This is a genomic window from Streptomyces sp. NPDC043427, assembly GCF_056436655.1.
Map to the genome: position 1 here is coordinate 186,777 of NZ_JBWKCC010000013.1, position 20,154 is coordinate 206,930.

Sequence of the window (20,154 nt, forward strand, 5' to 3'; positions counted from 1 at the left end):
GCCAAAGATGTACGACCCCACAGTCGCCCGGCTCACCTATCGAGCCCTGCTCGGCCGCCGCAGGGCCCTCATCCTGGGCGCCCTGCCGCTGCTGCTGATCGCCATCTCCGTCGTCGTGCGCGCCCTCACCGGGGCCGACGACCAGACGGCTTCGGACCTGCTGGGCGGCTTCGCGCTCGCCACCATGGTGCCGATCATCGGTGTCATCGCGGGCACCGGTGCGATCGGACCGGAGATCGACGACGGCTCCGTGGTGTACCTGCTGTCCAAGCCGGTGAAGCGGCCGACGATCATCTTCACCAAGCTGATCGTTGCGATCGCGGTGACGATGGTCTTCTCGGCGCTGCCGACGCTGATCGCCGGGTTCATCCTCAACGGCAACGGCCAGCAGGTCGCCGTCGCCTACACGGTCGCCGCGCTGGTCTCCTCCATCGCCTACGCCGCCCTCTTCCTGCTGCTCGGCACGGTATCCCGGCACGCGGTCGTCTTCGGGCTCGTCTACGCGCTGGTCTGGGAGGCCCTGTTCGGCTCCCTGGTGCCCGGGGCGCGCACGCTGAGCGTCCAGCAGTGGTCGCTGGCGGTCGCCCACAAGGTCGCCGGTGGGGACCTGGTCACCTCGGACGTCGGTCTGACGACGGCGACGGTGCTGCTGGTCACGGTGACCGTGCTGGCGACCTGGTACGCCGGGCAGAAGCTGCGGTCGCTGACGCTGGCGGGCGAGGAGTAACCGCCCGGCGAGGACTAACAGCGCGGCGAGGAGTACAGCCCCTTTACTCACGGGGACTTCACGACGGCTCGGGAACACTGTGCAAAGGCATGCGGGACGGGAGGAACGGGATGGCCGAGGAGACGCCTCAGTACGACGGTCGCGGACAGGTCGGGGACACATGGGACGACCTCGTCCTGGACGAGGACTTCATACGGTCCGCCGAGTCGTCCGAGCCGTCCGCCCGGGCCCGCATGCTCGCCGCGCGCTGGCGGGCCGAGGAGCCCGAGCCGCAACCCTGGCGCTCGGACGAGCCACCCGCCGGATGGTTCTTCAGCAAGGCACGCCGCCGCAGGTGGCGCCGCCGGTAGAGCGGTGGGCTGCCCCGGCTCGCACACTCGTTCGTTAATCGGTGGCGGCCGACCCCGGTGCGGAGGCAGAGTGGTGGCAGGCAGTTCGCGGCGGACTCCGGAGGGTCACCTCTCCGGCCGCCCGGGGGAGCTGCCCGGGGCGGCCGCTTCGAGCACGCGAGGGCGACCTCGTGTGAGGCCGCCCCTCCGGAGGATTGGCCGAGTGGTAAGGCACCGGCTTGCTAAGCCGCGGTCGGGGGCGACCCCGCGCACGTTCGATCCGTGCATCCTCCGCCGAATAGGCCTGCCGAAGATGGGACCCGACCAAGGTGAGCCCTGCAAGGTGAGCCCCGCCGAAGCAGGGCCCCAAACAGGAGGCCCCGCCAGAGACAAGCCCCTGCCAAAAAGGTGAACCCCTGCCGAAGACGGGCCCCCGAAGGCTGAACCCCCACCAAAAAAGGGCCTGGCCAAGGAAGGGGACTCGCCGAAGACGAGGCCCCGCCAAAGAGGAGGCCGCCCGAGACGAGGCCTGGCCAAAGGCACGCCCTGGCCAAAGTCGAGACTCGGCCGGAGACGGGCCCTGCCCAAAGCAGGACCCCTACCAAAGCAGGGCCCCCGCCAAAGCAGAACCCCGCCGAACAGCTCAGCCCAGCAACCGTTCCAGGACCACCGCGATGCCGTCCGCCTCGTTCGACAGGGTTTCCTCGTCCGCCACGGCTTTCAGCTCCCCGTGGGCGTTGGCCATCGCCACGCCCCGGGCGGCCCAGGCGAACATCGGGATGTCGTTGGGCATGTCGCCGAAGGCGATCGTGCTGGACGCCTTCAGGCCCAGGCGGCGAGCCGCCAGGGACAGGCCCGTGGCCTTGGACAGGCCGAGCGGGAGGAGTTCGACGATACCCTCGCCGGCCATGGCGACCCCGACGAAACCGCCCGCGGCCCGGCGGGCCGCCTCGGCGAGCTCGTCGTCGGACAGCTTCGGGTGCTGTATGTAGATCTTGTTCAGCGGAGCGGTCCACAGGTCGGACGCGTCCGTGAACGGGGTCGCCGGGAGCCTGCCCGTGACCGCGTAACCGGGGCCGACCAGTACCTCGCCGTCGAGGCCGTCGCGGCTCGCCGCGAGGTACAGCGGGCCGACCTCCGCCTCGATCTTGGCCAGGGCAACCCCGGCCAGTTGGCGGTCCAGGGTCACCGAGGTGAGCAGCCGGTGCTCGCCGGCGTGGTAGACCTGCGCACCCTGGCCGCAGACCGCGAGGCCGTCATAGCCGAGGTCGTCGAGGATGTGCCGGGTCCACGGGACGGCGCGGCCGGTGACGACGATGTGGGCCGCGCCCGCCGCGGTGGCCGCGGCGAGCGCGTCACGAGTGCGCTGCGAGACCGACTCGTCGGCGCGCAGGAGCGTTCCGTCGAGGTCGGTCGCGATGAGCTGGTACGGGAAACCGGTAGCGGCCTGGCTCACTTGGCCACCGGCTCCAGGACCTCCCGGCCGCCGAGGTACGGACGCAGCACCTCGGGCACGTACACGGAGCCGTCGGCCTGCTGGTGGTTCTCCAGGATCGCCACGATCGTGCGCGGGACGGCGCACAGCGTGCCGTTGAGCGTCGCCAGCGGCTTGACCTGCTTGCCGTCCCGGACGCGGATCGACAGCCGGCGGGACTGGAACTCGGTGCAGTCCGAGGTCGACGTCAGCTCGCGGTACTTGCCCTGGGTCGGGATCCACGCCTCGCAGTCGAACTTGCGGGAGGCCGAGGCGCCGAGGTCGCCGGTGGCCACGTCGATGACGCGGTACGGCAGCTCCAGCGAGTTCAGCCACTCCTTCTCCCACGCCAGCAGGCGCTGGTGCTCGGCCTGCGAGTCCTCGGGAGCGACGTAGGAGAACATCTCGACCTTGTCGAACTGGTGCACGCGGAAGATGCCCCGCGTGTCCTTGCCGTGCGAGCCGGCCTCGCGGCGGAAGCAGGGCGAGAAGCCCGCGTACCGCAGGGGGAGGCGGTCGCCGTCGATGATCTCGTCCATGTGGTAGGCCGCCAGCGGGACCTCGGAGGTGCCGACCAGGTAGAGGTCGTCCTTGTCGAGGTGGTAGACGTCCTGGGCCGCCTGGCCGAGGAAGCCGGTACCGGCCATCGACTGGGGGCGCACCAGCGCCGGGGTGAGCATCGGCGTGAAGCCGGCTGCCGTGGCCTGCCCGATCGCCGCGTTCACCAGCGCCAGTTCCAGCAGGGCGCCCACGCCGGTGAGGAAGTAGAAGCGCGAGCCGGAGACCTTGGCGCCGCGCTCGACGTCGATGGCGCCGAGGATCTGGCCTAGTTCCAGGTGGTCCTTGGGCTCGAAGCCCTCGGCGCCGAAGTCGCGGATCGTGCCGTGCGTCTCCAGCGTGACGAAGTCCTCCTCGCCGCCGACGGGCACGTCGGGGTGGACGAGGTTGCCGAGCTGGAGGAGGAGCTGCTGGGTCTCGGTGTCGGCCGCGTCGCGCTCGGCGTCGGCGGCCTTGACGTCGGCCTTGAGCTGCTCGGCACGCTTCAGCAGCTCGGCCTTCTCGTCCGCGGAGGCCTTGGGGATGAGCCTGCCGAGCGACTTCTGCTCGGCACGCAGCTCGTCGAAGCGGACGCCGGACGACCTGCGCCGCTCGTCGGCAGACAGGAGGGAGTCGACGAGCGCGACGTCCTCTCCACGGGCGCGCTGGGACGCGCGCACACGGTCGGGGTCCTCACGGAGCAGGCGAAGGTCAATCACGCGGTCAAGGCTACCGGTGCGGGCTGACGCCTCACGACTCACTATTGCGGAACACGGCTTACGGTCCGCTATGGGCTAATTGCCCTGCGTGTCCACACCTGTCAATAAAAGGTGTCTCACTCCCTGGAACGGGGCAGCCCCGAGGTGGGGTGTTGACTCGATTTCCTTGTAGGGAGCGGGACTTGGGCGTCCTTCGTCCACAGGAATCCACAGCCCGGAAAAGTTATCCACAGGGTGTGCGAAAGATCTGTGGATACGGAAAGTGATCACCCCCAAGCGGACATCAGGGGCGAAGAATTCCCGACCCAAACCCGATTCACACCCACTTTCGGGTGGAAATGGGTCGCTCCAAAGGATTGATCCAAGGAAACGGGTGGACGAGGAGTGATGTGGGTGGCTGTGGACGGAGTGGTGGGCCATAGGGCGATTTGTCGACTGAGTGGTGCTTCGTTGTCGACTTGTCCCCAGGTCGAGAAGCCCACCTGTGGATAACTCCTGTGGATAACAAAAATCAGCAGGTAGGACCGCTGTGGGACCGGTCAGAACCGGCCGTCCTGGCAGCGCGCCACCCAGTCCGACGCGGCCATGAACTCGTCGTCCGACGTCCCGGTCCGCAGCGCGCGTACGCCCTCCAGACCCACGTCCGCACGCGGGTACGAACCGAGGTAGCGCACCTCCAGACAGATCCGCTTGAGCCCCATCAGGGCCTCGGCCACCCGGCGGTCGGAGATGTGGCCCTCCGCGTCGACGCAGAAGCAGTAGTTGCCGATGCCCTCGCCCGTCGGCCGGGACTGGAGCAGCATGAGGTTGATGCCGCGGGTGGCGAACTCGCCCAGGAGATCGCGCAGTCCACCCGGGTGGTCGTCGCGCTGCCACAGCACGACCGACGTCTTGTCCGCGCCGGTCGGCGCCGCGGGCCGGGCGGGTCGGCCCACCAGTACGAACCGCGTCTGCGCGTTCTCGGCGTCGTGGATCCCGGTCTCCAGGGCCTCGAGGCCGTACCGGGCGGCCGCGAACTCGCCGGCGAACGCGGCGTCGTAGCGGCCCTCCTGGACCAGGCGGGCGCCGTCCGCGTTGGAGGCGGCGGACTCCCAGTGGACGTCCGGGAGGTTCGCCTTGAGCCAGTTGCGGACCTGCGGCTGGGCGGCCGGGTGCGCGGTGACCGTCTTGACGTCCGACAGCTTCGTGCCCGGCCGGACCAGCAGCGCGAAGGTGATCGACAGCAGCACCTCGCGGTAGATCATCAGCGGCGCGCCCGCGACCAGCTCGTCGAGCGTCGTCGTGATGCCGCCCTCGACGGAGTTCTCGATCGGTACGAACGCGGCCTCGGCCTCGCCCGCGCGCACCGCGTCGAGCGCGGACTGCACGGACACGTACGGGATCAGCTCCCGGGTCGCGGCCTCCGGGAGAGTGCGCAGGGCGACTTCGGTGAAGGTGCCTTCGGGACCGAGATACGCATAGCTCGCTGGCATGTCCTCACCCTAATGGGCCCCGAGGAAACCCGGCCCGCGTTTCACAAGAGGGGAGCTCGCGATCGGCGGCACCCTCACCCCTCCAACAGCCGTTGCCCCACGTACTCTCGCTCCGCCGCCCCGCCCGGCACCGCGAACAGACCGCTCGACTCGTGTCGGATGAACTTCGACAGGGCGTCCCCGCGGTCCAGTTTGCGCTGCACCGTGACGAAGCCGCGCAGGGGATCGGCCTGCCAGCAGACGAACAGCAGGCCCGCGTCGGGCACGCCGTCCGCGTCGAAGCCGTCGTGGTACGAGAAGGGGCGCCGCAGCATCGCCGCGCCGCCGTTCTGGTCGGGCCGGGTGATCCGCGCGTGCGCGTTGATCGGGACGACCAGATCGCCCCGGGCGTCGGTTTTCTCCAGGTCCATCTCGGTCGTCTCGGTGCCCCCCGACAGCGGCGCCCCGTCGGACTTCCGGCGCCCGATGACCTGCTCCTGCGCCTTCACCGAGAGCTTTTCCCAGTCGTCGAGGAGCATGCGGATACGGCGTACGACAGCGTAGGAGCCGCCCGCCATCCAGGACGGGTCGTTCGAACCGGACGCCGGTACGAAGATCCGCTTGTCGAAGTCGGCCTCGCTCGGCTTCGGATTGCGCGTGCCGTCCATCTGACCCATCAGGTTGCGGGCCGTCATGGGGTGGGAGGTGGCGCCCGGCGACCGGTTGAAGCCGTTCATCTGCCAGCGGATGCGGGCCGCGCCGCCCGCGTCCTTCTGGATCGCGCGCAGGGCGTGGAAGGCGACCAGGGCGTCGTTCGCGCCGATCTGCACCCACAGGTCGCCGTTGCTGCGGGCCTTGTCGAGGTGGTCGGAGGAGAAGTCGGGCAGCGGGTCCAGGGAGACCGGGCGCTGCTTCTCCAGACCGGTGCGGGAGAAGAAGCTGTGGCCGAAGCCGAAGGTGACCGTCAGGGAGGACGGGCCGGCGTCCCGGGCCACGTCGGTGTCGTCGTGGCCCGCCACCTCGCCCGCCATCAGCCGCCGGGCCGTCTCCGACCAGCGACGCAGCAGCGCGGCCGCCTCTTTGCGGCCCGCGCCCGCGGCGAGGTCGAAGGCGACGAGGTGGCCCCGCGCCTGGAGGCCCTCGGTGATGCCGGGCTGATGTTTCCCGTGAAACATCGCGCGGTCGGCACCGACCGAGGAGAGCGGTGTCGTTGCCTCGGAGGGCGCGGCGGCGTAGCCCACGGCCCCGCCGGCGGCACCGAGCACGAGCCCGGTGGCACCGGCGGTGCTCAGCAGTTTCCGTCGGGAGAGACCTCCCGCGGGGGATCCCTCCACAGAGGGCTCGGGAGTACGGGCCTCCGGACTGGACTGGTCAGGCATGGTGCGGTTCAGCCGATCTGCGCGTTCTTCGAGACGGTGGTCTGGTCGATGTCGGAGGTTCGCACGGTCACGGCGACCTTCCATTCCCCGGCCATGGGGATCTGCACTTCGGTCGCAGCCCAGTGGCCGGTCGTGACGTGGTCTGGAGCGACGGACAGCGGCCCGATCTTCTTGGCTTCGAGGGTGAAGGCGACCTCCACCTCGGGGACGTCGAAGGCCCGGCCGTTGGGCCGCTGGACGTAGACGTGCATCTCGTTGCCGCCGACCCGCGCGGGGTCGAGGTCGATGCTGACGACGCCCTTGCCATCCGGGCCGCCCGTGTCGAACGGCATGTCCAGGGTGAGGGCACCCGCGGCGGACGCGTCCGCCGACGAGGAGGAGGACGAGGTGGCCTTGGCGGCCTGCTCCTCCGTACGCCCCGGCTCGGTGGACGTCAGCGCGGTGGTGACCGCGAGCAGTACGACGGCGACGCCCGCCTCGGCCAGCATGGAGCGGCGCAGGCCGAAGCGGTTGGGGTCGGCGTCCCGGAGCTTCTTCTGCCGGGCGGTGTCGACGGCGACCTGCTGCCGGGCGAGCTGCGCGGCGCGCTCGGTGTCTTCGGCGGGCGCTGTGGCGTGCTCGGGCTCGGTGTCTTCGGCGGTAGCCGTGGCGTGCTCGCGCCCGGGCTTCCCGGCGGATGCGGTGACCTGCTCCTTCTCCGCAAGCTCCGTCTCAACATCCGCAGTGGCCGCCGTCTGTGACAACCGCCCCGTCCACCGCCGCGAGATCCACGCGATGCCGACGAGCAGCACCACGAGTCCGATCTTCACGCACAGCAGCTGTCCGTAGCGCGTCCCGGTGAGCGCCGACAAGGAGCCGACCTGTCGCCACGACTGGTATGTCCCGGTCGCGACCAGCGCGAGGACGCTGCCGAAGGCGACGCCGGAGAAGCGCCGTACGGCAGTGGCTTCCAGCGGGGTGTCGGCGGGCGCCCGGTACAACGCGACGAGGAGCGCCGCCAGGCCGCCGAGCCACGCGGCGACGGCCATCAGGTGGATCACGTCGACCGGCATGGCGATGCCTGCCTGGAGCCCGACGGAGGCGTGCTCGGCCATCGCCCAGCTCGCGGCGAGCCCGGCGGCCACGACGACACCGCCGACGGCGAGCCCGAAGGTCAGGTCCCGCTTCTCCTCGTCCTCGCGTTTGTCGTACGCCCCGAAGAGCACCGCGATGAACAGCGCGGCCGCGGCGAGCAGCAGCAGCCGGGAGACCAGCGCCGCGCCCGTCTTGGTCTGGAGCACCTGTCCGAGCAGATCGAGGTCGAAGATGTCACCGACCTTGCCGGAGCCGGTGTAGGAGCCGCGCAGGAGCAGCAGCATCAGCGTGGCCGCGGTGAGCGTGAGCCAGCCGCCGACGACGAGCCGCTGCAGGGCACGTACGCCGCTGCCGCGCTGCCAGCAGGCGAGCACGAAGGCGGCACCGCCGACCAGCACGATGAAACCGGCGTAGGACAGGTAGCGCCCGAACCCGTACAGCCCGCCGACGACTCCGCCGCCCGCCTCCCGCTGGGAGATCGAGACGCTGGTCTGCGAGGGGGCGCCGACGGAGAACGTGTAGGCGCCGGAGACCGGGTGGCTGTCCTCGGACACCACCTGGTAGGTCACCGTGTACGTGCCGTCGGGCAGCCCCGAGTGCAGCTGCACGGCATACGTCGTGCCGCTCACGTTGGACGGCTTGCCGGTGTCGACGCGCTTGCCCTTGGGGTCGAGAACGCGCAGCGAGGCGTCGTTCGTCGCGACCTTCTCGGAGAAGGTCAGCGACACCTGGGTGGGCGCCTTGTCGACCACCACCCCCTGCGCGGGGTCGCTGCCGGTGAGCGCGGCGTGCGCGGAGGCCGGCCCGGCGCCGACGAGGAGCGCGCCGGTGACGGCCAGGAACAGCAGCACCAGCGTCCGGACGCGGGAGGTGATGGTCTGCGGCATGGTGGTCCCTCCCTCAGTGTCCGGTCTCGGGGTGGTACGTGGCCGACTTCACCGGCATCTCGACCGTCATCGGGCCGGAGTCGGCGAAGTGCAGTTCGACGGTCACCTTCTCGCCCTGTTTCGGCTTGTGCTTCAGCTTCTCGAACATCAGGTGGTTGCCGCCGCTCTTGAAGACGAGCCGCCCGTGTGCGGGTACGGCGAGTGAGGTGACCTCCTGCATCGACGACCCCACGGTCTCGTGGACGGTCACTCTGCCGGCGACGTCACTGGTGACGGAGGTCAACTCGTCCTTCGTACCGCCGTCGTTGGCTATCGTCAGGAAGCCCGCGGCCATCGAGTCGGAGACCGGCTGCGGCATGTAGGCGGAGCTGACGGACAGCTCGGCCTTCGAGCCGCCCGAGCCGGAGTCGGAGCCGCAGCCCGCGAGCAGCAGGGCCGCGGCCGACACCGTGAGGTACCTCACGGCTTTCACGGGTTCTCACCCTTGATGATCTTGGGCAGGTCCTTGGTGTACTCCTCGACCGTGGCCTCCTCGTTGTAGAGGAGGTAGCCGCCGTCGTTCTTCGGTGAGAAGGCGATGACCTGGGTGCCGTGCGTCGAGACCGTCTTGCCGTTCTTGTCCTTGTGCGGCGGCTCGATGGAGATGCCGAGCGTGCGGGCTCCGGCCTGGATGGTGGCGAAGTCGCCGGTCAGGCCGACCACCTGCGGGTCGATGCCCTTGAGCCACTTGCCGAGCGCGGCCGGGGTGTCCCGTTCCGGGTCGGTGGTGACGAACACGACACGCAGCTCGTCCTGCTCGGACTTGGGCAGCTGCTTCTTGGCGACGGCGATGTTGTTCATCGTCAGTGGGCAGACGTCGGGGCAGTTGGTGTAGCCGAAGTAGACCAGCGTCGGCTTGCCCGCGGTCTCCTTGCGGAGGTCGTACTTCTTGCCCTGGGTGTCGGTGAGGACCAGGTCCGGCTTCTTGAACGGCTGGTCGAGCACGGTCACGGCCCCTTGCGAGCCGTTCTCGGAGACCGCCGCGACAGGGCTCTTGCCGCTGTCGTCGCTGGTGCAGGCGGAGAGGGTGAGGGTGGCCGCGGCGAGCAGGGCCGCTGCGGCGAAGGTCTTCTTGCGCATGGAGAGATGTCCCAGATGTGTGAACTCGGGCGCGCACAGGGGTCGTGTGCGGTGTCGCGGGGGCCCCTGTGCGCCGCGGACGAGCCGGCCAACCGGCGGCCGGCGTCGGCGAACCGGTGCGTCAGGCCGAGGTGGAAGTACGGCGACGGCCGGCGACCACGCCGTACGCCGTGCCCAGCACGCCGACGACGATCCCCACGATGCCCAGGACGCGGGCGGTGGTGTCGCTGCTGTCGCCGGAGTCGGCGGACTCCGCGGCGGCCGGGGCGGCCTTGGAATCCTCGTCGGTGTCCTCGGCGGCCCCCGAGCCGTGGTGGCCGTGCTCGGAGGCGGCGGCCAGCGTGAGCACCGGGGCCGGGTTCTCCGGCTCCTCCTCGCCGTCCTTCGGCACCTCGATCCAGCGCACGACCTCCTTGTTGTCGTACGTCTGGATCGCCTTGAAGACCAGTTCGTCGGCGTCCTCGGGCAGCGCGCCGACGGAGAGCGGGAACTTCTGGAAGAAGCCGGGCTTGATGCCGCCCTTGCCGGTCGCGGTCCAGGTGACCTTGGTGACGGCCTCGGAGATCTTCTCGCCGTGCGACTCGATCGGCTTGGCCAGCTTGGACCGGGTGACCTTGACCTCCCAGCCATCGACCGGCTGTGGCATCACCGAGGCCAGCGGGTGGTCCGTCGGGAGGGTGACCTCGAGCTTGGTGGTCGAGGCGTCGTCCCGCTCGTTGGGGACCTTGAAGTCGACGACCGCGTAGCCGCCCTTCGCGGCCACGCCCTCCGGCTGCACGCTGACGTGCGCGAACGCGGGGGCGGACAGGACGAGAACGGCCGAACCCGTGAGGGCACCGACGGCGGCGATACGAGAGACCTTCATGGAAAGCAGCACTCCGCTTCGAGTGTGGTCCGGTTGAATCCGGTGAGTTCTGATCGTGAAGAGGGGTATGCGGGGCAGTCGGTCGCAGCCGACGCGCCCACGCGCGTGCCGCACGACGGCGGCCGGCCCCTCCGCGAGGAAGTTCGAGCGAAGCGGTGGTCGTGTCGTGTCAGGCAGCGAGGGCGAGAGCCCGGGCGGCGACGGGAGGGCCGCGCCTGATGACGGTGTGCTGGATCGCGTCGGTCGGCGGGGCCGACGGCGCGAGCAGGGCGGTGCGGGGAACGCGCGGTCCCGCCCCCGGCGCGGCCGGGAGCCCCGCGAGCAGGGCGCGCACCAGAGCGAGCGCCCCGCGCAGGGACCGTACGAGCGCTCCTTGCGCGACACCTTCCGCGACCCCCTGCGCGGACAGGTCGAGCAGCCGCAGCAGGGCCGTGTCGCCGCGCCGCATCAGCCATCCGACGGCGAGGGCCGCGAGGAGATGGGCGAGCAGCATCGGCAGGGACGGCAGCAGAGACTCCGGCGAGCCGGTGGTGCCCAGGGCGTCCGCGGGGTGGTGCATGGAGCTCGTAGCCATGCTGTCGTAGATCCGCGCGTCGACGAGGAGCTTGTGCGCCCGCGCCGGGGTGATCGCCGCGGCGGCGGACCCGCACACGAGCCGCGCGGCCCGCGCGACCATCTCGGCATCGGTCATGGAATACGTCGACGGCGTTGAGGACATGGGCGACATCGAGGACGCCGATGCCACGGCGGAGACAGCGGCGTGCTGCCCCAGCCCGAACAGCGTGTGCAGCACGGTCTGTCCGGCCGCGAGCAGCGCAGCGATGCCCAGCAGCGAGCGCTCCCGCCCGGCGAACGGCACCACGACCGCGAAGACCCCCAGGAACCCCGCGCCCAGCGTCCACAGCGGAACCGTGGCGCAGGAGGCGAGCGTGTGCCCGGCGGCGGCCAGCACGACACAGACCGCGGCGAACACCGCGGCCCGCAGCAGCCGGAGATCGACTCCGCAGCGCGCCGCGCGCTGGTGGGGGACAGACATGGCGGGCTCATCATCGCACCAGCCCCCGGTGCGCCGTACGCCAGGTCCAGAAGAGGGCGTACGGTCCGCAAGATTCCTTACGACCCGGAAGATCACCTTCTGCGGCCGCAGTCGCAGGTGAGCGCCTACATACACCGATTCGGCCCCTCGGTACATCCCCCATATGGGCGGCATCACTGAACATTCACGCTTACACACGCGGAGTGGTGGCAATACGTATCGGTATGTCGAGCCGCAGCCAGGAGGCTGGAGCATGAGCATCTGGTGGTCACTCCATCTGCGGCGCGAAGCTGCGAGCGTTCCGCTCGCCCGACGTCTGTTGCTCGGCACGATGGAGACCGCGGGCGTTGATCCCGACATCTCCTACGACCTCTCCGTCGCCCTCAGCGAGGCCTGCGCGAACGCCGTCGAGCACGGCGGGAACACCGGGCACGACGGTTGTTCGGAGGCGTACCGCGTCACCGCCTACCTCGACGGCGAGAAGTGTCGTATCGAAGTCGCGGACTCGGGCCCGGGCTTCGCCGGTGACGACAGGCCGCCCCGCCCCACCCACGACGAGGCCGAGAACGGCAGAGGCCTCTACCTCATCCGCGAACTCGCCGACCACGTCCACATCGGCAACAAGCCGGGACGCAACGGCACGGTCGTGAGCTTCGACAAGATCCTCAAGTGGAAGAAGGGTGCCCCGCTGGTGGCGGTGTAGCCGTCTCAGGAGTGGCCGTCTCAGGAGTTCTCGGGTGCAGCCAGCTCACAGCCCGCCCACAGCGTCCGCCAACCTCCCTGACGGCTGGTCTTCCTACGTTCATGTCCATGATGGGAAACCACAGGGACACCTCCATCGACGCCACCGACGGCTGCCCCCCGTTTCCGGCGCGGCCGTGGAGATCTGGCACTGCGACGCCTGGGGCTACTTCTCCGGCTACACCACGGCCAACCCCGGCGGCTCCGCGCCCGCCGAGAGCAAGGACGGCACCTACACCAAGCTCGCCGACGACCTGGTCTACGACGGCGGCGGCACCTCCAGCGGTCTGCTCACCCTTGAACCCGTCCACAAGAAGGATCCGTCGAAGGGCTACAAGGGCTTCCTCACCCTAGGGCCTCTCGTTTGGATCAGGCCGGGCTCGCGGGGTCCGGTGCCTGATCCGGCCTGATCCAAACGAAAGACCCCAGGCGTCGACCCCCACGCCGAGAACACGGGCGCAGGCGGCGGTGGGGGCGGCATGCCCCCGAGCGGCGGCCCGGGCGGCGCCCGGAGCGGAGCGCCCACGGGCGCCCCGCCCAGCGACGCCCCGTCGGCCTCGTCGTCCTCCTGAGCGGTACGGCGATGACGAGCCGTGAGGACGAGGCGCTGGCCCGGGCCGCCGTGGCCGCCCTGACCGGACAGCTGGCCCTGGCATCCAAGCCCGGGCTCCCCGACCCGCGCGACCTCACCGCCCGCGCGACCCGCCGGGACCACCGCGGCATGCGCTGGTCGGCCAAGGAGCTCACGCCCGGCCTCGCGGCGATGGCCGCGGCCGCCCGCCGGACCGGCGAGCCCACGTCCCGGCTCCGGGCGGAGCTCGGCGCGATCGGACGGTCCACCGAGCACTCGGTGGGCCTCGCCGGCGGCGGTCACCGGGGTGCCCTGTGGGCGCTCGGACTGCTGGTCGCGGCGGCCGCGCTCGACCCCCGCGCGCCGGGCCGCGACGTCGCCGCGACCGCCAAGCGCATCGCCGCCCACCCCGACCGCGCCGCCCCGCGCCGCCCGTCCCGTGGATCGACGGTGTCGGCGAAGTACGGCGCCGCCGGCGCCCGCGGCGAGGCCCGCGCCGGATTCCCCCATGTACGCCGAGCACTGGGCGCCCTCACGGCAGCCCGCTCGGCCGGCGCGACGGAGGCCCAGGCCCGCCTGGACGCCCTCCTCACCGTCATGTCCACCCTCCAGGACACCGAACTCCTCCACACCGCAGGCCCCATGGGCCTCCGGCACGTCCAGGCAGGCGCCCAGGGAGTCCTGGAGGCAGGCGGCACGGCGACCCCGGAGGGAATGGCGGCACTGACAGCCTTGGACATCGATCTCCGCGAGCGAGGTTGGAGTCCGAGGGGCAGTGCGGGATTGCTGGCGGGTGCGTTGTTCCTGGACACACTGCCGGTGCTGATGAAGGCGGGCTGACTGCGGCGCCGTCAGGGGCGCGGGGAACTGCGCGACCAGCCACACACGACCCGCCTGCGCGACCAGCCACACACGACCCGCCTGCGCGACCAGCCACACACGACCCGCCCACGAAAACGGCCGGGCACCCTCCCCAGGTACCCGGCCGTCCGTCACACCCCTCAGCTCTTCAACGAGGCCATCCAAGCCTCCACCTCATCGGACCGACGAGGCAGCCCGGCCGACAGATTCCGGTTGCCGTCCGCCGTCACGAGAATGTCGTCCTCGATCCGCACCCCGACCCCTCGGTACTCCTCCGGCACCGTCAGATCATCGGCCTGGAAGTACAACCCCGGCTCCACCGTCAGCACCATCCCGGGCTCCAACGTCCCGTCCACATACGACTCCACCCGCGCCGCGGCACAGTCGTGCACGTCCATCCCGAGCATGTGCCCGGTGCCGTGCAGCGTCCACCGGCGCTGCAGCCCCAGCTCCAGCACCCGCTCCACCGGCCCCTCGACCAGTCCCCACTCCACGAGCCGCTCCGCCAGCACCCGCTGCGCGGCGTCGTGGAAGTCCCGGAACTTCCCGCCCGGCTGCACCGCCGCGATCCCGGCCTCCTGGGCGTCGTACACGGCGTCGTAGATCTTCCGCTGGATCTCGCTGAAGCGGCCGTTGATCGGCAGCGTGCGCGTGACGTCGGCGGTGTAGTACGTGTGGGTCTCGACGCCCGCGTCGAGCAGCAGCAGGTCGCCCGAGCGCACCGGCCCGTCGTTGCGCACCCAGTGCAGCGTGCAGGCGTGCGGTCCGGCGGCGCAGATGGAGCCGTAGCCGATGTCGTTGCCCTCCACGCGCGCGCGGAGGAAGAACGTGCCCTCGATGTACCGCTCGGAGGTCGCCTCGGCCTTGTCGAGGACCTTCACCACGTCCTCGAAGCCCCGCACGGTCGAGTCGACGGCCTTCTGCAGCTCACCGATCTCGAACTCGTCCTTGACCAGCCGCGCCTCGGACAGGAAGACCCGCAGCTCCTCGTCCCGCTCGGCTGTGACCTTGTCGGTCAGGGCCGCCTCGATACCGGCGTCGTGACCGCGCACGACCCGCACCGGCCCCGTCGCCTCGCGCAGCTGGTCCGCCAGCTCGCGCACGTCGGAGGCGGGGATGCCGTACAGCTTCTCGGCCTCGGTGAGGGAGTGCCGGCGGCCGACCCACAGCTCGCCCTGGCCGGAGAGCCAGAACTCGCCGTTCTCGCGGTTGGAGCGCGGCAGGAGGTAGATCGTCGCCGAGTGACCGTCCGCGGTCGGCTCCAGCACCAGGACCCCGTCCTCAGTCTGGTTGCCGGTGAGGTACGCGTACTCCACGGACGCACGGAAGGGGTAGTCCGTGTCGTTGGAGCGGACCTTCAGGTTGCCCGCGGGGATCACCAGGCGCTCACCCGGGAAGCGCGCGGAGAGCGCGGCACGGCGGGCGGCGGTCTCGGCGGCCTGGGCGATCGGCTCCAGGTCGCGCAGCTCGGTGTCGGCCCAGCCGGACTTCATGTTCTCGGCGAGCTCGTCGGACACGCCCGGGTACAAGCCGTTCTTGCGCTGCTTGATCGGCTCTTCGATCTCGTCCGGGGTCTCCGGGGTGAGCTCGTCCGCCACGGTCATCCTCCTCGATACGGCACTGGACCTCCCCCATCGTACGGTCGTACGGAAGGGGAGCGAGGGCGGAATGACCTGGTACGCCCGCGTGCGGTTACTCGAAGCGCGCCGCCAGCACCACGACGTCCTCCGCGCCGTCCGTCGCGTCCAGCCCGTCCGGCAGCACCGTCCGCAGGACGTGGTCGGCGACGGCGTCCGGGTCGCGGCGCAGCGCCTTCGGCGTGCCGGAGGCCGCCGCGTGCAGCCGGGCGAAGGCGCGGTCGACGGTGTCGCCGGTACGGTGCAGCAGCCCGTCCGTGTAGAGCAGAACCGTCTCTCCGGCCTCCGCCTCGAACTCCACGCTCGGTGCCTCCCAGCACGCGAGCATCCCCAGGGGCGCGGACACGGTGGTCTCCACGAACTCCGTACGGCGCTCGCCGATCACCAGCGGGGGGCTGTGCCCGGCACCGGCGAGGGTGATCTTGCGCAGGGCGGGCTCGCAGTAGGCGAACAGGGCGGTGGCGGAGCGGGCGGGCTCGGTGAGTCGGAGCAGCAGCTCCAGGTCCGACAGGACGGCGACCGGGTCCTCGCCCTCCATCACGGCGTACGCGCGCAGGGACGCCCGCAGCCGTCCCATCGCGGCGACCGCGCTGGGCCCGGCCCCGGTGACCGACCCGACCGTCAGGCCGAGCGCGGCGTCGGGCAGGGGCAGCGCGTCGTACCAGTCGCCGCCGCCGCGCGGGCCGGTGCGGTGCCGGGCGGCGAGCTGGACCCCGGCGACCCGGGGCAGCCGGGAGGGGAGCAACTCCTCGGCCATCGTCGCCATGGACGCGCGCGTGCGCTCGACCTCCACGAGCCGGGCGAGGTGTTCCCCGGCGTAGCGGGCGTACAGGCCGACGAGGTGGCGGCGGCGCTCGTCCGGCTCGGCGGGCTCGTCGTACAGCCACACGGCGGCGCCCAGGCGGCCGGCGGACTCGGTGGACAGGGGGAGCGTGTAGCTCGCGGCGTAGCCGAGGCGGGCGGCGACCTCGCGGTGGCGGGGGTCGAGGCCGTCCTCGCCGAACAGGTCGGGCTGCGCGATTCCGGCCTCTGCGCCCGGGAGCCCGTCGAGGATCCGGCCGTAGGACATGGCGCTGCGCGGCACGGTCTCGATGTGGCCGAGATCGGCTCTGGCGAGGCCGAGGCCGATGGTGCGGTCCGGTCCCAGTCCGTCGGCCGGTTCCAGTACGACGAGACCGCGCTGGGCGCCCACGAGGGTCGCACCGGCGCGCAGCAGTTCCTGGAGGGCGTCGGTCAGTCGGCCCGTACGGGCCAGGCGCTCGGTGAGTTCGTGCAGCGTCGTGAGGTCGGAGACCCAGCCGGCGAGGCGGTCCTGGATGAGGGCTCCGGGGCCGGGGGTGACCTGAGGGGCGGTTGGGACTGCGTGCGCGGGCGCGCCAGTGTGTGCGGGCGGGGGAACCGTTGAATCGATTCCGGCCACTTTCGGCGCGTGAGGGACGGTCATGGCTTCCGGCTTTCTGGCCGGTGCGTATTGCTCAAAAGCATCGCAAACCCCCATGTGATTCTGCGCCGCTAGCAGTGTCTCCACATGTACACGCACTCGTGAGGGGATGTCCAGCATTGTCCTGCCGGGATTCCTGGTGTCCATGGGGTTCGAGATGCTTTCTATTGGGGACCCGTGAACCTCTTGCGGAAAGGTAAAGTTGGCTTAAAACTGACTCGGGTAACGGGTGATTGCGGTCGACTGGCCTTGCTCCACGGAGCGTCACAGCGGTCGTGTTGGGTACGTACTCGGTAAGGACCAGGGGTCGTCGGGAGCCACCCGGAACCCGGTGACCGACCCGGGCGTCTTAGCCACCGACGACCGTGCCCCATCCTCCCGCGGCGGAGGCGGAGAGAAATACGCGGTTCGGCAAAACGCCAGACTTCGCCACCCCGCGCCACGCCCATGCTTTTGATGAACGCGGTATGGACGCGGACGAAGCCAGTGCTCGGCCCATAGGGGATCCCCCTGTCGTGGACAGGGGTGTGATGCGCCAACAGGTACGCCCAGTGAAGTGATCGACACATGGTGTGATGTGGCCCTCGGTGTTGCCAGCGGTGCAACGGAAAGGAACGAGCGCTCATGCGCGAGATCCTCGGAAAGCGACGCAGGCTCCTGTCCCAGCAAAGTGACGGGAGGCCTGAGTTGATCAGCGCGGCCCTGAACTTCGCGACGGAATGGCAGTGGCCCGTACTCCCGGGCGTGGCGCCGGACCCGCAGGGCCGGGCCCGCTGCGGATGTCCCGACCCCGAGTGCACGGTGCCCGGTGCCCACCCCTTCGACCCCGGCCTCCTCGCGGCCACCACCGACGCGCGCATGGTCCGCTGGTGGTGGACCAACCGGCCCGCGGCGCCGATCATCCTCGCCACCGGAGGCGCCGCGCCGTGCGCGGTCAGCCTGCCGGCCCTCGCGGCCTCCCGGGCCCTCGGCGCCCTCGACCGCGAGGGCATGCGCCTCGGCCCGGTGATCGCCTCGCCGACGCGCTGGGCGCTGCTGGTACGGCCGTACTCCATGGAGCAGTTGGGCGAGTTGCTCTACGCCAAGGACTTCGTGCCCGGCTCCCTGCGCTTCCACGGCGAGGGCGGCTATGTCGCGCTGCCGCCCTCCGAGACGGGCCACGGCGAGATCCGCTGGGAGCGCGCGCCGCTGCCCGGCTCCGCCTCCCCCTGGGTGCCCGACGTGGAGGCCGTGGTGGACGCCGTGGTCGATGCCCTCACTCGTACGGGTGTGAGCGCACCCGAGTTGTAGGGGTGTCGGGCGCGCGCGGAGGGGGCACCCGGTTTGGCTCGTTATCTTCCGCTGTATGAACCTTCGTCTGCTCGCCCTCGGGGGCATCGCGGCGTGCGCGGTGGCGCTGCCGCTGGCCGTGGCGTCGGCGGGACCCGTGGGCGACGAAGGGCGCGCGGTCGTCGGTGAGCGGCCGGTGGGCGCGGAGGCCGACCGGAAGACTGCCGAAAACGCCGCCGAGGCCGAAGTCGATGCCGACGCCGAGGCCACGGTTGAGGGCCCCGGGGAAGACGCCGCCGAGCGCACCGCCGACCATCCTCCCGCCCGGCGCGACAGGGACGGGGATGGGCGCAGGAACGAGGACGCCAAGGCCTCCCCCGCCGACCCCGGCCGTTCCCCCCTCCCGCTCGGCCTGGGCCTGGCCACCGCCGCCCGTTGTGGCCCCGAACTCACTTCCCCGGTCGGCATCGAGGCGCAGACCTGTGTGCTGGCCCAGGGCGAGGACACCTGGGCGCGCACCTACTTCCGCAACGCGACCGGCAACGATCTGCACTCCATGCTGAGCCTCATGGGTCCCGGTGGGCGCACCGTCCAGATGCGGTGCCTCGTGAGCGCCGAGGACGAGCCGGACCTGTGCGAGACGCCCCGGGAACGCACCCGCGGGCGCCTGGACGCCTATACGGCCGTAGCGGAGTTCGCCGGGGCTTCCGCGCGGGAGGGGCAGGGGCCGCTGCTGCTGCGGTCGGGGAGCAACTCCGAGGCTTATACGGGTAGTTGACGTGCGGCGGCGGTGGGTGAACGGAGCCGCGCATGGAAAGACCCGGTTGCTGGCGACGGGGGATGCACCAGCAACCGGGCTACTGGAACGGTAACAAGAGATCTGCTCTACGCAAATTCGATCTCTTGTTTCCGTCGGCTATTCGGACACCGTCGTGTCGCCCCATCTCGTGCCGACTCGGCTGGTGCGAGGGGGAGTTGTGAGAGGAGTCACCCATTCCGCGCGTGCCGTTCGTGCTGACCGACCAGTCAGCACGAACGGGTTGCCGCGGTAAGCCTCAGCTGAGCGTGACCTGGCGGTTGGTCAGGCCACCGCGGGCGCGGCGCTCCTCGGGGGTGAGCGGTGCGTCCGAGGCCAGGGCGGTGGCGAGGCGCTCGGCGAACTCCGCGGCGGGCTTCTCCACGTCGTCCGCGCCCACCCCGCTCGGCAGGTCCCAGACCGGCACGGTGAGGCCGTGCGCACGGAAGGACCCCACGAGCCGGGTGCCCTCGCCGAGGCTGGAGCCGCCAGCCGCGTGCAGCCGCGCCAGAGCGTCCAGAAGCTGCTCCTCCGGGTGGGGCATGACCCAGCGCAGGTGGTTCTTCTCCGGCGTCTCGCACCAGTACGCGGCGTCCACACCGGTCAGCTTCACGGTCGGGATGGCCGCGGCGTTGGCCCGTTCCAGGGAGGCGGTCACCTCCGGCGTGGCGTTCTCCGGGTCCGGGACCCAGAACTCGAAGCCGCTGTGCACAACTGGCTCGAAGGCGCCTTCGGGGGCGAGCAGGTCCTGCAGCCGCGGGCTCTCGGCGGGGGCGCGGCGGCTCTGGACCGGGGTGCCCGGCTCGGCGGCCAGCGCGCGCTGGAGTGTGTCGGCGAGGTCGCGGCTGATGTCGCCCGACGACGTGTCGTTCTGCAGACCGAGCAGCACCGAGCCGTCGTCGCGGCGCAGGGCGGGCCAGGCCATCGGCAGCACCGTGGCGAGCGTGACCGACGGGACGCCCTCGGGGAGCCCGTCCTTCAGGGGCAGCTCGACCGTGGCGGCAGGCACCAGCTCGCGCAGAGCCACCCAGTCGCACTCGCCGGGCAGCCCCTCGAACGGACGGTGCACCAGCTCGGTCACCGCGTGGGCGGCCGCGCGTCCGTGGCAGGCCTTGTAGCGGCGGCCGCTGCCGCAGGGGCAGGGTTCGCGAGCGCCGACGACCGGGATCTCCACCGCATCGTTGAGCTGCGGCCGCTTGGCCTTCGTCTGGGGTCGCTTCTTGGCCATCGTGGCTGTCTCC

The 20,154-nt window shown here is 70.9% G+C and carries 19 protein-coding genes and 1 tRNA gene; 8 read left to right on the top strand and 12 right to left on the bottom strand.

The genetic code is table 11. The features are described 5' to 3' along the window. Positions 1 to 7: 7 nt before the first annotated feature. The 3 genes from AC067M_RS22170 (at position 8) to AC067M_RS22180 (ending at position 1,350) form a co-directional block, all read left to right on the top strand. Positions 8 to 727: an ABC transporter permease subunit gene (locus AC067M_RS22170; protein WP_478698725.1), complete on the top strand. Its 720-nt coding sequence runs from the start codon at positions 8 to 10 to the stop codon at positions 725 to 727. 110 nt (positions 728 to 837) lie between these two features. Beyond that, positions 838 to 1,077, top strand: a complete 240-nt coding sequence (locus tag AC067M_RS22175) for an SGM_3592 family protein (RefSeq protein ID WP_478698726.1) — start codon at positions 838 to 840, stop codon at positions 1,075 to 1,077. Between the two features lie 188 nt (positions 1,078 to 1,265). Beyond that, positions 1,266 to 1,350: transfer RNA gene (locus AC067M_RS22180), tRNA-Ser, on the top strand. A 349-nt stretch (positions 1,351 to 1,699) separates the two neighbouring features. On the opposite strand, the gene AC067M_RS22185 is transcribed toward AC067M_RS22180, so the two are convergent. The 9 genes from AC067M_RS22185 to AC067M_RS22225 form a co-directional block, all read right to left on the bottom strand. Next, positions 1,700 to 2,512 (bottom strand): HAD family hydrolase, encoded by an 813-nt coding sequence (locus AC067M_RS22185; RefSeq protein WP_478698727.1) that lies wholly within the window; start codon positions 2,510 to 2,512, stop codon positions 1,700 to 1,702. Then, positions 2,509 to 3,786, bottom strand: a complete 1,278-nt coding sequence (gene serS, locus AC067M_RS22190) for a serine--tRNA ligase (RefSeq protein ID WP_478698728.1) — start codon at positions 3,784 to 3,786, stop codon at positions 2,509 to 2,511. The genes AC067M_RS22185 and serS overlap by 4 nt, the downstream gene beginning before the upstream one ends. Positions 3,787 to 4,325: 539 nt before the next feature. After that, positions 4,326 to 5,258 (bottom strand): prephenate dehydratase, encoded by a 933-nt coding sequence (gene pheA, locus AC067M_RS22195; RefSeq protein ID WP_478698729.1) that lies wholly within the window; start codon positions 5,256 to 5,258, stop codon positions 4,326 to 4,328. A gap of 74 nt (positions 5,259 to 5,332) precedes the next feature. Beyond that, on the bottom strand, positions 5,333 to 6,616 hold the full coding sequence (gene efeB / locus AC067M_RS22200) for an iron uptake transporter deferrochelatase/peroxidase subunit (RefSeq protein ID WP_478698730.1): 1,284 nt from the start codon (positions 6,614 to 6,616) through the stop codon (positions 5,333 to 5,335). Between the two features lie 8 nt (positions 6,617 to 6,624). Next, entirely contained in the window at positions 6,625 to 8,577 is a 1,953-nt protein-coding gene (locus tag AC067M_RS22205; RefSeq protein ID WP_478698731.1) for a copper resistance CopC/CopD family protein, read from the bottom strand. Positions 8,578 to 8,590: 13 nt separating this feature from the next. Beyond that, positions 8,591 to 9,049, bottom strand: a complete 459-nt coding sequence (locus tag AC067M_RS22210) for a copper chaperone PCu(A)C (protein WP_478698732.1) — start codon at positions 9,047 to 9,049, stop codon at positions 8,591 to 8,593. Beyond that, positions 9,046 to 9,696 (bottom strand): SCO family protein, encoded by a 651-nt coding sequence (locus AC067M_RS22215; protein WP_478698733.1) that lies wholly within the window; start codon positions 9,694 to 9,696, stop codon positions 9,046 to 9,048. Before AC067M_RS22215 ends, AC067M_RS22210 begins: the two co-directional genes overlap by 4 nt. Positions 9,697 to 9,817: 121 nt before the next feature. Next, positions 9,818 to 10,561, bottom strand: a complete 744-nt coding sequence (locus AC067M_RS22220) for a YcnI family copper-binding membrane protein (protein ID WP_478698734.1) — start codon at positions 10,559 to 10,561, stop codon at positions 9,818 to 9,820. Positions 10,562 to 10,730: 169 nt separating this feature from the next. After that, entirely contained in the window at positions 10,731 to 11,597 is an 867-nt protein-coding gene (locus AC067M_RS22225) for a hypothetical protein (RefSeq protein ID WP_478698735.1), read from the bottom strand. Between the two features lie 253 nt (positions 11,598 to 11,850). Here AC067M_RS22225 and AC067M_RS22230 point away from each other — a divergent pair, with 253 nt between their 5' ends. From AC067M_RS22230 to AC067M_RS22240, 3 genes are all read left to right on the top strand, one after another. Continuing rightward, positions 11,851 to 12,300, top strand: a complete 450-nt coding sequence (locus AC067M_RS22230; RefSeq protein WP_478698736.1) for an ATP-binding protein — start codon at positions 11,851 to 11,853, stop codon at positions 12,298 to 12,300. Between the two features lie 175 nt (positions 12,301 to 12,475). Then, positions 12,476 to 12,748 carry a hypothetical protein gene (locus tag AC067M_RS22235; protein WP_478698737.1) on the top strand — a complete coding sequence of 91 codons (273 nt, stop codon included), beginning with the start codon at positions 12,476 to 12,478 and terminating at the stop codon, positions 12,746 to 12,748. 173 nt (positions 12,749 to 12,921) lie between these two features. Continuing rightward, positions 12,922 to 13,749: a triphosphoribosyl-dephospho-CoA synthase gene (locus AC067M_RS22240; protein ID WP_478698738.1), complete on the top strand. Its 828-nt coding sequence runs from the start codon at positions 12,922 to 12,924 to the stop codon at positions 13,747 to 13,749. A gap of 161 nt (positions 13,750 to 13,910) precedes the next feature. On the opposite strand, the gene AC067M_RS22245 is transcribed toward AC067M_RS22240, so the two are convergent. Both AC067M_RS22245 and AC067M_RS22250 read right to left on the bottom strand, forming a co-directional pair. After that, complete coding sequence (locus AC067M_RS22245; RefSeq protein WP_478698739.1) at positions 13,911 to 15,368, bottom strand: aminopeptidase P family protein; 1,458 nt, start codon at positions 15,366 to 15,368, stop codon at positions 13,911 to 13,913. A gap of 94 nt (positions 15,369 to 15,462) precedes the next feature. Beyond that, positions 15,463 to 16,968 carry a PP2C family protein-serine/threonine phosphatase gene (locus AC067M_RS22250; protein WP_478698758.1) on the bottom strand — a complete coding sequence of 502 codons (1,506 nt, stop codon included), beginning with the start codon at positions 16,966 to 16,968 and terminating at the stop codon, positions 15,463 to 15,465. A gap of 504 nt (positions 16,969 to 17,472) precedes the next feature. Between AC067M_RS22250 and AC067M_RS22255 the strand changes: the two genes are divergently transcribed. Together AC067M_RS22255 and AC067M_RS22260 are read left to right on the top strand one after the other, a co-directional pair. Continuing rightward, positions 17,473 to 18,138, top strand: a complete 666-nt coding sequence (locus AC067M_RS22255; RefSeq protein WP_478698740.1) for a bifunctional DNA primase/polymerase — start codon at positions 17,473 to 17,475, stop codon at positions 18,136 to 18,138. Between the two features lie 55 nt (positions 18,139 to 18,193). Beyond that, a complete protein-coding gene (locus AC067M_RS22260) occupies positions 18,194 to 18,895 on the top strand; it encodes a hypothetical protein (RefSeq protein WP_478698741.1) in 702 nt (233 codons plus the stop codon). Between the two features lie 277 nt (positions 18,896 to 19,172). On the opposite strand, the gene AC067M_RS22265 is transcribed toward AC067M_RS22260, so the two are convergent. Beyond that, a complete protein-coding gene (locus AC067M_RS22265; protein WP_478698742.1) occupies positions 19,173 to 20,141 on the bottom strand; it encodes a DUF5926 family protein in 969 nt (322 codons plus the stop codon). Positions 20,142 to 20,154 lie beyond the last annotated feature (13 nt).

Excerpts from the sequence above, each read along its gene's own strand:
- AC067M_RS22170 (WP_478698725.1), top strand. The coding sequence starts at position 8 with ATGTACGACCCCACAGTCGCCCGGCTCACCTATCGAGCCCTGCTCGGC.
- AC067M_RS22175 (WP_478698726.1), top strand. The coding sequence starts at position 838 with ATGGCCGAGGAGACGCCTCAGTACGACGGTCGCGGACAGGTCGGGGAC.
- pheA (WP_478698729.1), bottom strand. The coding sequence starts at position 5,258 with ATGCCAGCGAGCTATGCGTATCTCGGTCCCGAAGGCACCTTCACCGAA.
- efeB (WP_478698730.1), bottom strand. The coding sequence starts at position 6,616 with ATGCCTGACCAGTCCAGTCCGGAGGCCCGTACTCCCGAGCCCTCTGTG.
- AC067M_RS22205 (WP_478698731.1), bottom strand. The coding sequence starts at position 8,577 with ATGCCGCAGACCATCACCTCCCGCGTCCGGACGCTGGTGCTGCTGTTC.
- AC067M_RS22215 (WP_478698733.1), bottom strand. The coding sequence starts at position 9,696 with ATGCGCAAGAAGACCTTCGCCGCAGCGGCCCTGCTCGCCGCGGCCACC.
- AC067M_RS22220 (WP_478698734.1), bottom strand. The coding sequence starts at position 10,561 with ATGAAGGTCTCTCGTATCGCCGCCGTCGGTGCCCTCACGGGTTCGGCC.
- AC067M_RS22225 (WP_478698735.1), bottom strand. The coding sequence starts at position 11,597 with ATGTCTGTCCCCCACCAGCGCGCGGCGCGCTGCGGAGTCGATCTCCGG.
- AC067M_RS22230 (WP_478698736.1), top strand. The coding sequence starts at position 11,851 with ATGAGCATCTGGTGGTCACTCCATCTGCGGCGCGAAGCTGCGAGCGTT.
- AC067M_RS22240 (WP_478698738.1), top strand. The coding sequence starts at position 12,922 with ATGACGAGCCGTGAGGACGAGGCGCTGGCCCGGGCCGCCGTGGCCGCC.
- AC067M_RS22250 (WP_478698758.1), bottom strand. The coding sequence starts at position 16,968 with ATGCTGGACATCCCCTCACGAGTGCGTGTACATGTGGAGACACTGCTA.
- AC067M_RS22255 (WP_478698740.1), top strand. The coding sequence starts at position 17,473 with ATGCGCGAGATCCTCGGAAAGCGACGCAGGCTCCTGTCCCAGCAAAGT.
- AC067M_RS22260 (WP_478698741.1), top strand. The coding sequence starts at position 18,194 with ATGAACCTTCGTCTGCTCGCCCTCGGGGGCATCGCGGCGTGCGCGGTG.
- AC067M_RS22265 (WP_478698742.1), bottom strand. The coding sequence starts at position 20,141 with ATGGCCAAGAAGCGACCCCAGACGAAGGCCAAGCGGCCGCAGCTCAAC.